The organism is Bacillus sp. AK128 (assembly GCF_053903075.1).
On the sequence record NZ_CP096379.1, the window covers coordinates 2,633,206 to 2,646,624 of the forward strand.

Annotated in this window: 12 protein-coding genes; 1 reads left to right on the forward strand and 11 read right to left on the reverse strand. The window is 36.9% G+C overall.

What is annotated here, in order from left to right; translation table 11 throughout:
* Positions 1-16 precede the first annotated feature (16 nt).
* From moaD to M1D60_RS13125, 10 genes are all read right to left on the reverse strand, one after another.
* Positions 17-250 carry a molybdopterin converting factor subunit 1 gene (gene moaD / locus M1D60_RS13080; protein WP_456275312.1) on the reverse strand — a complete coding sequence of 78 codons (234 nt, stop codon included), beginning with the start codon at positions 248-250 and terminating at the stop codon, positions 17-19.
* Positions 247-717 (reverse strand): molybdenum cofactor biosynthesis protein MoaE, encoded by a 471-nt coding sequence (locus M1D60_RS13085; protein WP_456275313.1) that lies wholly within the window; start codon positions 715-717, stop codon positions 247-249. Before M1D60_RS13085 ends, moaD begins: the two co-directional genes overlap by 4 nt.
* Before the next feature lie 2 nt (positions 718-719).
* Entirely contained in the window at positions 720-1,241 is a 522-nt protein-coding gene (gene mobB / locus M1D60_RS13090) for a molybdopterin-guanine dinucleotide biosynthesis protein B (RefSeq protein ID WP_456275314.1), read from the reverse strand.
* Positions 1,226-2,494: a molybdopterin molybdotransferase MoeA gene (locus M1D60_RS13095; RefSeq protein ID WP_456275315.1), complete on the reverse strand. Its 1,269-nt coding sequence runs from the start codon at positions 2,492-2,494 to the stop codon at positions 1,226-1,228. The genes mobB and M1D60_RS13095 overlap by 16 nt, the downstream gene beginning before the upstream one ends.
* Before the next feature lie 182 nt (positions 2,495-2,676).
* Positions 2,677-4,077, reverse strand: coding sequence for a HAMP domain-containing sensor histidine kinase (locus M1D60_RS13100; RefSeq protein WP_456275316.1), 1,401 nt, complete (start codon positions 4,075-4,077; stop codon positions 2,677-2,679).
* A complete protein-coding gene (locus M1D60_RS13105) occupies positions 4,074-4,754 on the reverse strand; it encodes a response regulator transcription factor (protein WP_456275317.1) in 681 nt (226 codons plus the stop codon). The genes M1D60_RS13100 and M1D60_RS13105 overlap by 4 nt, the downstream gene beginning before the upstream one ends.
* A gap of 121 nt (positions 4,755-4,875) precedes the next feature.
* On the reverse strand, positions 4,876-6,084 hold the full coding sequence (locus M1D60_RS13110; protein WP_456275318.1) for a S1C family serine protease: 1,209 nt from the start codon (positions 6,082-6,084) through the stop codon (positions 4,876-4,878).
* Positions 6,085-6,648: 564 nt separating this feature from the next.
* Positions 6,649-7,212, reverse strand: a complete 564-nt coding sequence (locus M1D60_RS13115) for a DNA-3-methyladenine glycosylase I (RefSeq protein ID WP_456275319.1) — start codon at positions 7,210-7,212, stop codon at positions 6,649-6,651.
* 87 nt (positions 7,213-7,299) lie between these two features.
* Complete coding sequence (locus M1D60_RS13120; RefSeq protein WP_456275320.1) at positions 7,300-8,253, reverse strand: ATP-grasp domain-containing protein; 954 nt, start codon at positions 8,251-8,253, stop codon at positions 7,300-7,302.
* Positions 8,254-8,280: 27 nt separating this feature from the next.
* On the reverse strand, positions 8,281-9,336 hold the full coding sequence (locus M1D60_RS13125) for an LLM class flavin-dependent oxidoreductase (protein WP_456275321.1): 1,056 nt from the start codon (positions 9,334-9,336) through the stop codon (positions 8,281-8,283).
* A 208-nt stretch (positions 9,337-9,544) separates the two neighbouring features.
* On the opposite strand from M1D60_RS13125, the gene M1D60_RS13130 reads away from it, so the two are divergent.
* The gene (locus M1D60_RS13130) at positions 9,545-10,465 is read left to right on the forward strand and encodes a CobW family GTP-binding protein (RefSeq protein ID WP_456275322.1); all 921 of its coding nucleotides are present in this window, start codon (positions 9,545-9,547) and stop codon (positions 10,463-10,465) included.
* A gap of 499 nt (positions 10,466-10,964) precedes the next feature.
* On the opposite strand, the gene helD is transcribed toward M1D60_RS13130, so the two are convergent.
* Entirely contained in the window at positions 10,965-13,316 is a 2,352-nt protein-coding gene (helD, locus tag M1D60_RS13135) for an RNA polymerase recycling motor HelD (protein WP_456275323.1), read from the reverse strand.
* Between the last annotated feature and the right edge of the window lie 103 nt (positions 13,317-13,419).

Consider the following 13,419-nt stretch of genomic DNA (forward strand, 5'->3'; position numbering starts at 1 on the left):
AAGATATAAGAGCTTCTCACCCTCCACTTACTGGAGGTATTAATGCAACCACATCTCCGGATTTCACTATATCCTCACCAACGGAATATTCTTCGTTAACCGCTACCATAACTTGCTCTAAGCTAGTTAGGGAGTATTTTTCTTCCAATGTCTGTAACAATTCTTTTACCGTAAGTTGAGTCGCTTCAATTGTTAGTTTTTCTGAACCAGCCTGATCTTTCAAGTTTGCAAATAGTAATACTTGAATCATGTTAGGTCCTCCTGTTCTGGATGCCCTTTTGGATATTCTTTTGTTTCGAGTTGATTGCCAATCCATTTTTCGCCGTCTTCCCAATGCTCTTTTTTCCATATAGGAACGATTTCTTTGATCCGCTCAATAGCATATTCATTTGCTTGATATGCATCTTTACGATGAGGTGTCGAAACAGCAATAACTACAGCTATATCTGTAATGTCTAAGCGACCGATACGATGGGTAATGGCAACTTTTGCATCTTTCCACTTTTGTTGAATTTCTTCACCAATTTCTTCTAGCTTTTTCTCGGCCATTGGAATATAAGATTCATATTCTAAGTAAAGAGTTTTCTTACCAAATGTTAATTCCCTGACCGTACCAATAAAGGTGGTAATTGCTCCCGCATTACGATCCACTACCTTATCAATAATTGTCTGTGTTTCAATAGGTTCCGTAATAATTTCAAATAATTTAAGGCTCAAAGTCAGCCCCTCACTTTCTGCAATAAAAATGATAAATATGATTCCTCATCAGATCTTAAAAACCATGGAAAGCTGTAGCTCTCCTTTGTAGACAGAGGAATTTGAGATACCACACAAAGTATATTAGATACCTTGTTTAATAGTTCCAAATCTTCTTTCTTTCTAATTAGGACCACCTTTGGATAAGGCTCTTTTTTATATCCTTCTATTACAATTATATCTAGTAAAAACGATTCATAAAGAGAAATTGTTTTATTTAGATCCCAATTTTGCTGTTGAGAGGTTAGTTGAATTGTACCGTTTCCTTCAACTGTTACCACAGCTGCACCTGCCTGCCGGTGAATTGCGGTATCTTTTCCTTCATCCCCTAGCTTTGGAGCACCACCATGCCCGTGATGCTTAATTGTTCCAACTTTATACTGATTATTACTTAATTCTCTCACTAGCTTTTCTGTTAGTGTTGTTTTCCCGCTATTTTGAAATCCGACAATCTGCAGGATAGGCAGTTTTAATCCCACGGCCATTCACTACCTTCTTCTGTTTCAAGAAGAAGAACTTCTACTAACATCCCCTTCTCATACCCTCTTGTTCCTCCAGGAAGTATCATAAAAGCATTAGCCGAAGCCAAGGAAGAAACTGCATTAGACTTATCAAATCCACTTGGGGCAACTCTCAATTCGTCCTCCACATAGACTACTCGACTCCTAACAAATCGAGTAAATGGATTTGGCTTTGGATAGCTTTCGTCCAGTGTTGCTTGCACCTTTAACAAATGTGGCTTTAAGTTAAATAAAAGCGTTTGAACAATAGGTCTAGTAAAAAGCTCGTATCCTACGTAACATGCTGAGGGATTACCTGATAAACCGAATAACAATTTACCTTCTAACTCTGCAACTGTCGTAACACTTCCTGGTCTCATTGCTACTTTATTAAAGAGAACATTCGCTCCCAGCTTACTATATATATCTGGCAAATAATCATAATCACCAACTGATACGCCACCTGTTGTAATCAAAAAATCTACCTTATCTATGCTAGTCTTAATCATCTCAAAGCAATGCTCAAAATCATCAGGTAAAACACCAAAATATTGCGGGATTCCCCCACTCCTTTTAATTTGTGCACAAATCATATAGGCATTACTATTTCGAATTTTTCCTGGCTGTAATTCCTCATTCACCTCAAGAAGTTCTGTTCCTGTAGCGATTACTCCAATTTTAGGTTTTTTTGCGACTTGAACTGTTCCATAACCAAAGGTAGCTAAAAGCGCCTGTACTCCAGGGTTAATTTTCGTTCCTTTTTGCACAAGAACCGTTCCTTTTTGAGTATCTTCTCCTTCAAACGAGACATTATCTCCAGGATGATATTTACGTTTTATACTCATATACTTTTTACCATTTCGTTCCGACTCTCGAACTAGTTCAAGCATTACAACCGCATCACACCCTATTGGCATTTGTGCACCTGTCATAAGCCTAACTGCTTGAAACGGTTGTACTTCCTCAGATGCAACATAACCAGCACCTATTTCTTCAATCACTTCAAACTCAACCGCATTCTGTAAAGAAGCTAGCTGGCTATCAACTGAACGGATGGCAAACCCATCATACGGAGAACGGTCAAAGGGAGGTACATGATGTGTTGCAATTAGGTCCTCAGCTAAATAACGACCATAGGCTTCCATAATTGAAACGGCTTCTACCTCTCCGCTCTTTGCATATTTCATCACTCTTTGAACAGCTTCACTTACTTGTATCGGCTTTCTATGTTCAACCACTAATCGTTCACTCCCGATTTTTCGCTTTATGATTTTCTATCGTAACTTTATCATAAATTACTCTTTGTTTCATTTTTTTGATATGGAATCAAGTCAAATGGTAAAATAGGTATTCTAAACCTGATGAAACGTCCCTTTAATTTTAAAAAACATCAACGGAAAGAGATTCTTTCCATTGATGTTTATTGAACAATTGGGAATTGAATTGTAAATGTTGATCCAGCTTCTTCCCTGCTTTTGACGGTTATTGAACCTCCATATTTTTCTACCAATCTTTTTGCAATTGATAAACCTAACCCCGTTCCACCTTTTTCTCGACTTCTTGCTTTATCAACTCGGTAAAAACGATGGAAGATTTTATTAATGTCATTATCTGAAATTCCCATTCCATGATCTTTTATTTCTACTTGAATTCCCTCAACATTTTTATAAATACTTACCTTAATCCGTTTATCTTCAAGAGAGTATTTTACTGCATTATCCAATAAAATTAGGAGAATTTGTTCAAGATGATGCTTTGAAATCCGGACCTTACTATCTAAATTAGTTTCATCATGGAATTCAATGGTAAAGTTTGTATGCAACACGGAAAAATTCCTAGTTATTTGTCCAATCACATCATTGATAAAAATAGGGGTTACCTCTGACTCTTCTATTGATTCTGATCTAGTTAGCTCCAACAGTTCTAGGACCAACTTTTGTAAGCGATCAATTTCAGATTTACATACTTGTAATGATTCTTCTAGTACCTCAGGATCATTCTTTCCCCATCTGTGCAATAGAGCAAGATGACCATCAATTACCGCAATTGGAGTTCGAAGCTCATGTGAAGCATCTTCGACAAATTGCTTCTGTTGTTGGAAGGTTCCCTCTACCCTATCCATCATTTCATTAAAAATAGTGGTAAGCTCTCTAAATTCATCCTCATGCTGAGATTCCTTCACTCTTGTTTGAAATCCTTCACTTTTGATTCTTCTAATCGTTTGGTTTAACTCTTTAATAGGATTTATATATTGTCTTGAAATAAACAATCCACTTACTAGACTAATTAAGATTGTAGCAGTAGTAAACCCAATTAAAATCATTAAAATAATATGGATTAATTCCTCAAACGAAGTAAGGTTTCTCACTACCTCCACAGTCCCTTGAAAGGACCTTGAATTCACATGCTCCCATGCTACTAGATAACGGTCCCCACCATATTGAAATTGCTCAATTCCGTCTCTTGTCGGATAGTTGACTGTAGCAAGCTGCTGCGGAAAATCATTAGATACAGAGATTACAATATTATGATTAATATCAAGGATCCGAATGATTTGATCCTTGTCATTAAGTTTTAGCAGTAGATTTTCCATATCCCTAACATTTATTTCTTGAAAGGGTCTATTAACCTGCTGGTAATAGGCAGCCACTTCATTCCTTGTTTTAATGACAGCTTCTCTCTCCTGTCCTAGCAACCAGTTATACAGGATTCCATACTGCGCAAAACTAAATAAAATGAAGGTAAGCACCATTAGTAAGGAAGTCGATAGTGTTAGTCTCCATTTTAGTGGTATACTTCTAAAAAAATGAATGAATTTCATGCTCTCATCACATAACCAGTGCCCCGAACAGTTTGAATATAGCTTTCTGTTTCGCCACTATCAATTTTATTTCGTAAATACCGAATATAAACATCCACCACATTTGTCTCCACTTCTGTTTCATAACCCCAAACCTTATTTAAAAGGGCTTCACGACTTAATACAATATTTTGATTTGTCATAAACATGTATAAAAGCTCGTACTCTCTTTTCGTCAAATCAATTAATTCTCCATTTTTGAGGAGTTGTCTTGCCCTTACTTTTAAAACAAGCTGGCGGTTCGTTAATTCGGTTTCCTCCTGTTGTTCATTATTTACGGAACCTCTTCTAAGTACCGAACGAATCCGTGCTAACAGCTCTTCAATTGCAAACGGTTTAGCAATATAATCATCTGCACCACTATCTAAACCTGATACTCGGTCCATTACACTATCGCGGGCAGTAATCATGATAATAGGTGTTGATCTAACCGTTCTTATTCGACGACATACCTCTAATCCATTAAGCTCAGGTAACATTAAATCTAGTAATATACAATCCCACTCTTCAGCAATAGCTTTTTCCAATCCAGCTCTGCCATTTTCTGCTGAACTTACCTCATATCCTTCATATTTAAGCTCTAACTCTAGGAACCGAGTAATATTTTTTTCATCTTCAATGATTAAAATCCTCTTCATGTACCCCTGCTCCCTTTTTACTATAATAATAGTATGATTATGAGTGTTGTTTCAAGTAACTGAACCAGTTGACTTGATGAATAAAGAGCTATCATCAACTATGATAGCTCTCTCTCTCTTGTTATGATTGACTCGTAGGCACTTCTTCTAGTGTCATTTTTGCTTCTTGCTTTTCTCCATTTCGATAAAAGGTAATAACCATTTCTTCCCCTACTTGCTTTTGCAAATATAAGAACTTTCGCAGTTCTACTACCGTTTTGATTTTCTGGCCATCTAACTCTGTAATGACATCCATTTCTTGAAGGCCTGCTTGAGCGGCTGGGGATGCAGTTCCTACCTGTTCGATGAAGACACCTTCCGTTATGTCTTCCGGTAGATGGAAGGTTTGTTGCCAATGGTAGCTCGCTACATCTGATAACGATCGACTAGCTACTCCTAAGTAAGGTCTTTTTACCTTACCGTGAAGTTCTAAGCTCGAGATGATTGGTTCAGCAATTGAAATAGGTATGGAAAAGCCAATTCCTTCAACCGCAGTTTGATTAATTTTCATCGAATTGATTCCAACCACATCACCGTTTATGTTAATTAACGCTCCTCCACTATTACCTGGATTAATCGCAGCATCAGTTTGGATAACATCCGCTTCCCAATCAGCCACTCCATCTTGGTTTAAGTCAACAGGAATTGAGCGATCAAGTCCACTAATAATCCCTTGTGTAACAGAACCTGAAAACTCTAGCCCTAACGGATTCCCAATTGCGATAACAGGTTCACCTAGCTTAAGAGATTCAGATGAGGCAAATGTTGCAACATGCTCAACCTTCGTTCCGTCGATCTCGATGACAGCCAAATCCATGAAGATATCACTACCAAGTAATTTACCCTCAAGTCTCGAACCATCCTCAAGACTAATTTCAATTTTATTAGCCCCTTCAATAACATGACTATTTGTAACCACAAAGGCCTTTCCATTTTCGTTTTTATAAATCACACCTGAACCAGTACCTGCTTCTTGATCAGGCTCAAGCATTCTATTATTTTGAATATTAATAACTCCAACAACTGCCCCACTAGCTTTTTCAATTGCTTTTGTTAGTTCTGTTTCAACATTTACACTTACATTCTCAATCGTACTAGCCATTGCAGCCACATTCTCTTGCCCTTCAACTACAGGAGTGTCCTCTTCTTTGTCTCCAAAAGTAGGTGTTACCACCATTAAAGTAATAAGGGCACCGATACATCCTCCCGCAATTGTTGATATGAATAGTTTAGGTAAGCCTTTTTTTGTGCTAGAAGATCTAGTTTGGAAATGCTCATCATAGTAACCCATTTTTCTCTTTCTCCTTTTTGATTTCTTTGTTATACATAATGTACCTATTACATCTTAAAGAAACCTGAAAAAAACATTAAAATTTGATGAGAAGTTTTAAAAATTGTAATTAAAAAGGTTGATATTACGTTTTTACTATCAATGTAATTATTTTTATTAGCATTTTATAGCTATAATATGGTTGTTTGAGGAGACAAAACGTAAAGGTTTAGTCCAGAAGGCTTGCACTTTTTTTTACAATTTGCACACCTTTAAAAATTTATGCATATCTGCAATATTAATTTTTAATACATAGGCTCTGTTAATGTTTGTTGTTGATTTCCGTTCCAGGACACTCGCTTTCCGCGGGCGGGTTCGGGAGCCTCCTCGTCGTACCGCCTGCGGGGTCTCCTTCACCACGCTTCTCCCGAGAAAAAGCTCTTTCCTTTTTCCTTGCAGGAGTCTCGCGTCCTTCCACTTCAATCAACCCTGCTAGAAATCAACACTGTACTTTAACACAGCTAATACATAAAAAAGGAGGCAACTATTCAAGGAGCCCCTAGACTTTCTTAGCTAAATTTCTTACTACTTCTCAACCTTCTGATAGCACCGGCAAGTTACAATATGATCATTTACCATCCCAACCGCCTGCATGAATGCATAGCAGATTGTGCTTCCAACAAACTTAAATCCTCGCCTTTTTAAATCCTTACTCATCATTTCACTAATAGGGGTGGTTGCAGGAACCTCTTCCATACTCTTAAAATGATTTTGGATTGGTTTTCCTCCTACAAACGACCATATGTATTCCTTAAAAGAACCGAACTCGTCGACTACCTTAAAATAAGCTTTTGCATTGACAACCACAGCATTTACTTTTAAACGATTACGTACAATTCCTTCGTTTTTAAGCAGCTCTTCAATCTTTTCATCATTATAGTTGACAATCTTTTTTGGATCGAATCCATCAAAAGCTTGTCTATAATTCTCACGTTTTTTTAATATGGTGATCCAACTCAAGCCCGCTTGAGCCCCTTCTAAATTTAAAAACTCAAACAATAAGCAATCGTCATAAACAGGAACCCCCCATTCATAATCATGATAATCAATATATAACGGATCTTCTGTTACCCAACCACATCTCTCCATGAAGTTCTCCTTTTTTAACCTAATCATATTCTTTCTATCATCAAAAAGAAAGAAGACTTGCTACTTAACTCGCAAGTCTTCTGCTCTTTATCTTACTAGTGCACCTTTTAATTGCCCCAGCTCTTGACCTAAGAATTTAGCTAACTCAAGCATTCCAAATTTACCAGCCTTTGCTTCTGCTTCTGGGTTATAGTTCGTGTTTGTATTGACATCATATGTGAATATTTCACCGTCACCATTACGAATAAATTCTATACCTGCTACAGCAATTTGATTTTCAGCTAAAAACTGTTCATATAACTCAATGATGGGATCATTAAATCCTTCGATTACTTCAAACTTAGGTTTAGTTTCTACTTCTTCGCCAACTGGACAGAACAAATCTACAATTTGACATGCTTCTGCTGGACAAAGCTCAAAACCTTCTGAAGTGTCTACTCGAACAGCGTACTGGAATTTCCCACCAACAAACTCACAGCGTGTGATGGAGCTATCCGTTGATTGGATATACTCTTGAACAAGAGTAATCCCATCCACTGGCTCTTCAAATTGATCACTCATTACATAATTTCTAACCGCGGCCACGTTATCAAATAACTGAACACCAAGACCTTTACCAGCACGGTTGTGCTTCGTAATAATCTTTAGGCCATCAAACTTTTGAGCCGCTTCAATAATTTGTTCTTTTCCTGTCGCAGCAACTGTTTTCGGTGTACGTACACCAACTTGATTTAATGCCATATACTGAAGTACTTTACTTAGTTCTAATTGAAGTGCACGACTGCCGTTAAATACTTTACGACCATGATGCTCTAACCAAGCTAATACACCTGTTGTATGTTCAGGGGCATAGCGATGTCCTCTTGTATGGGAGGATGCACTCATACGACTATAAAACACACCTTCTGGTGGCATTGAGCTTAGGTCAACTAACCCATCGGCCATATGCCATACCTTATATGGTAAATTCAATTCATTTAAACGCTTCGTTAAATGAACCGTCCATTCATCATTTTCATGAATTACATAAATCTTTTCCATTTATATGTCCTCCTTATAACGTCACTACTAGTTTACTAGTTTTTTTGTTGCTCTTTTTTCTTCAACCAAAGGCATGACCTGTTTTGAAAAGCGCTCCATTTCTTCGTGTTGAGGAGAGAACTGAAGTAATAGTAAGTCAAGACCTGCTTGTTCATATTGTAAGATACGATCCGCGATTTGTTCGGGCGTTCCGATTAATTGGGGACGAAGCCCACGGTTTGATACTGAATAATCTTGAAGCTTGATTTCTTGTTCAAGCTGAGACTTGCTAGTGAAATCTTTATATCCTGCATAAGCACTACCTTCTTTTACATTTGTAATACGAGCAAGTTCCGCTTGTACTTCTTCTTCTGTATCTCGACAAATTATATAAGCAGCCATTCCGAAACTACCGAAATCTGGTAATTTAAGTTGACTTCTTCTCTCTTTCATATCTTGAATTTTCCCAGCAATTTCTTCTACACTTCCACCATGCATCACGTAAGAGTCACATTTTTCAGCAATCGTTTGCTTACCTGCTTCACTCTCCCCACCAGCATATAAAATCGGGTTAGGACGTTGAACTGGCTTCGGCTGTAGTTTCGCATTCTGAATATTATAATACTTTCCATTATACGTGAAAGTATCGTTTGTCCATAGTCCTTTTAAAACATCAATAAATTCTTTTGTACGAGCATAGCGCTCATCATGCTCAGTAAAAATCCCGTTATATTGACGAGCTTCTTCTTCCCACCACGCAGAAACAACATTTAAGGTGAATCTACCGTTAGAAAGAGCATCTATATTGGCTGCCATTTTTGCTGCAACTGCCGGATTATGAAAACCAGGTCTAATAGCAGTCATAATTTCAATCTTATTTGTAACTGCTGCTAGTGCCGCAGCTGTTGTCCATGCCTCTAGTGAATCATGCTCAGGTCCTTTTATATCATTTAGGTATAATTCAGCGATTAAGGTTGTATCAAACCCCCACTCTTCTGCTGACTGAATTACTTTTTTTGCATACTCAAAAGTTGGCGGCATGTTTTCATCATCAACGTTACGTAACCAACCTCCGAAAATTGGTAACCAAAATCCATACTTCATTGTCTATTTTCCCCCTAAATGTTCAAACTCTTAGTTTCATATATACTTTGTAAATATGATTCTTAAAATCTTGTTTATATATAAGTAAACATACCATATAACTAGGAATTAAACAATTACTTAGAGTCACTAAACATTATCATTTTGGCTTGCTATCTGACTCGTTTTTTTCTACTATTAACACATCAATAAAGTGAGGAGACATACGATGAAAATTCCTATATATATACTATCAGGCTTTCTTGGAGCTGGAAAAACAACCTTACTTCGAAATATTTTGCTACAGGAAAAAAAAGAAGATCGAAAAGTTGCTGTACTAATGAATGAATTAGGTGAAGTATCTATTGATTCAGACGCAGTCGATGGTGAAACCCCTTTAAAAGAGCTCTTGAACGGCTGTGTCTGCTGCACAATCCAAGGACAATTAGAAGCCCAGCTCCAAGAACTTCTGCATGTACATCAATTAGATGCGATTTATATCGAGACAACTGGTGTTGCTCATCCAATTGAGGTTGTGGATGCCTGTATGTCACCAATTCTAGTGGAAAAAATCAATGTAGAGGGAGTTATTAGCTTAATAGATGCAAAAAGATGGAAGGATCGTAAATCGTTAAATCCACAACTTCAATCATTATTGATTGAACAGGTTAAACATGCTGATGTGTTACTTTTAAATAAAGTTGACGAACTCTCAGATTCTGTTCAAGGTCAGCTTGCTTTTGAAATACAACAAATTAATCCATATGCTAAGTTGTTATTTACAACCTTCGCCGCCATCAATCTAGATGATATACAAGTAGCCCAGCGAAAAAACAGAGAGGCACACGAAGAAATTCGTGTTGATCAACAATTACGTTTAAAAACTTTTGTTTATAAATTCACTAAACCTGTTGACCTTGAGCTATTTGAGGAATGGTTAAGAAATATGCCCGATCAAATATATCGGATTAAGGGATATATTAGATTTACACATTCAGACTCTTTATATTTATTCCAGTATTCATACGGAATGCCACTTTATATGAAGGAACTGGTGAAGATTCCAACTAATTTAGTTTTTATAGGGGAACAGCTCCCCATAGCTGAAATGCGCCAACAACTTGCCCAATTAGAAAGGCAATCACAATAAAAAGAAAAGAAGCTGGGACATAAGGATTTCAGCCAGTGATACACCCGAACTATTAGGTGATATTTTGATGTATCTTTCACCTACTAGTTCGGGTCTTTATTGTTGGTTTGTTGATACTGCATTCTATTTTATAATTACTAGTGGAATGGAGCGGAAGACACTCGACTCCTGCGGGAGATAGAGGAAAGGCTGAGACCCCGCAGGCGTAGCCGAGGAGGCTCAGATTCCTCCCCGCGGAAAGCGAGTGTTTGCAGCGCAATGGAACAACCATGTTCATCTAGCTTAACTAGTTAATTAGTAATAAAGTAAACGAAAACAGTATAATTTGATAGTAAATTAATTGAGAGATTGTTCGGCTTTGAGACCGGTGTAACAGGTTTTGTCCCAGCCTCATTCTGTTTAATTATAACTAATCTTATTAAAAGCAAATACGAAATCTAATGAAAGGAAGAACACATAGAGAAATTAAGGTTCTGGACTTCCTTTTATATAAGCAAACTTATCCTTTAAAAGTATCCATCCTATATAATCCTGTATGGACCTTCTTTAAAAATGGATTCATTTCACCAACATAATTTATTAGTAACTCGTGCATGGCTCTTGTGCAAGCAGTATAGAATAACTTTTGTTCATTTACCTTCTCGTATTCAGACGCATTGAAAATAATAACCGAGTCAAATTCAATACCTTTTGCTAAGTAAGCCGGTACCACTACAACACCCTTTTCATATGTTGAGGTTTCACCTTTTATTAATTTGATATCTGCCATCTTTTTAAGTTTTTCATATACATATTGACTTTCTGCTGCGGTTTTACAAATAACTGCTATATTAGATACATCATTGTTAAGCTGATTGTGAATTTGGTTGATTGTCAGAACAACTAAATCCTGTTCACCATTTCCTTTCGATATAACAGGCAGTTCTCCCTCGCGATTAAAGGGTTCAATATGCTCACTGTCTTCTAACAGCTCTTTTGTAAACTCAACAATTTGTTTAGTTGAGCGGTAGCTTTTCGTTAATGTGATTGTCTCTTTTGACTTTTGGCCACCCAAATGAGATTGTTGAAAAATTGTCCCATTAATAGACTGCGGGAAAATCGCCTGATTAAAGTCCCCTAACAAAGTAAAGCGACTATTCGGAAATAGCAAATAAAGGGTTTCAAGCTGAACCATTGAGTAATCCTGGGCTTCATCGATAAAAATATGGCGGACTGATGTGTTTTTATGAGTACCTTCTATCTGCTCCTTTAGAAATAGATACGGTGCCGCATCCTCAAATAATAACTGTCCTCTTTCTAATGCTTGAATGGTAAACTGGCAGATCTCCTTCCACTCAGTTTGAACATTAACTAATAGGTCCTCATGTATAATAGTTTCTTCTATAAACATCCGCTTATAGATTGCTTGAAGATCAATAAAGCCGTTGTCCTTTACTTGTTGTATGATGGGCCTAAAATGCTCTCTTATTACCATTTTTGAGAGTACTTGCTGTTCTAAGGCTAAATCATTAAACGATTGGTCGGAGAATTGCTTTTTATTTTTCTTTTGAAGCTTTTGATACGCCTCTAAGTAATCCTCTTTATCTAAATACTGAATTTCTTCCTCTACCCACTTTTGACGAATTTCCTGCTTAGCCAATTTTTTAATTTGTCTTAGCAAATGTTCCTTAACAAGCTGGACCCTATTCGGAATGGAGATACTTGAATCCTGTTGATAAAACCATTCTTTTATTTCATGGGCAGGAATTAAAACTCGGTTACCTAAACAAATATCCTTGAACACTAATCCTTGTTGATTTAACTGGTCTACATAACTATTTAACACTTTTAAGAATTCCTCAGATGACTTATAGGTAATGGATGCCATTCTATTTATGTAATCATTCTGCGAAACTCCATGTAATGTATATTCCATTTGTTCAAAAGGATCTTCTATATTAAAATCATCAATTAATTTGTTATGAAGAAAATCCTGATATGTCGTTTGCTGCATATTCTTTTCACCTAGTTCTGGTAATACAGAAGAAATATAATGATTAAACAGGGAGTTTGGTGAGAATAACAGGATATGCTCTGATTGAATAGTTTCACGATATCGATATAAAAGGTAGGCCACACGCTGTAAAGCAGCTGATGTTTTTCCACTACCTGCTGCTCCCTGCACAACCAAAACATCACTCACATCGTTCCGTATTATCTGGTTTTGTTCCTTTTGAATGGTTGCTACAATGGTCTTCATTTGAGTATCTGAATGTTGACCGAGCACCTCCTGCAACAGCTCATCTCCAATTGCAAGACCGGTATCAAACATACCTTTAATTTCAGTATTTTTTATAATGAACTGCCTTTTTAGTGACATGTTACCACAAACAGTTCCTGAAGGTGTTTTATATGCTACCTCACCAGGAAGTGAATCATAATAGAGACTTGAAATAGGTGCTCTCCAATCATAAATTAAGAATTGATCATTTTCGTCCAGGAAGGAAGCGATCCCCAAATAAACTTGACTTACCCTTTCTTCCTCATCAAAGGTCACATCAATCCTACCGAAGTAAGGGCTATTCTTTAATCGATCCAACTTAGATACTTGCCCATATCCATGGCCATGACTCCGTTCTCGTTCAGATAAAAATTCTGCTTGTTGTTTAATTGTAGTAAAGGTTTCAATTAACTCATGTGGTTCGTCTACATTTACACGCACATCTTCCCAGAAATTTTTTCTAATTTCAACAATGTCTGTTTTCATACTAGATAAGTGTTGCTGCATAATCTTTAATTTTTTTTCAACTTCGTGAACTACATGGTTTACTCGTTCCTGTTCGTTATGCCATTCTTGAGTTGAAATACTCATTACATCACTCCTAGTATTTTTTAAGGACCCTATTGACACTCACAGTTTAAACGTGTTAAGATATAATAGGGTAATATTATTATATACACCAAAATACATATCG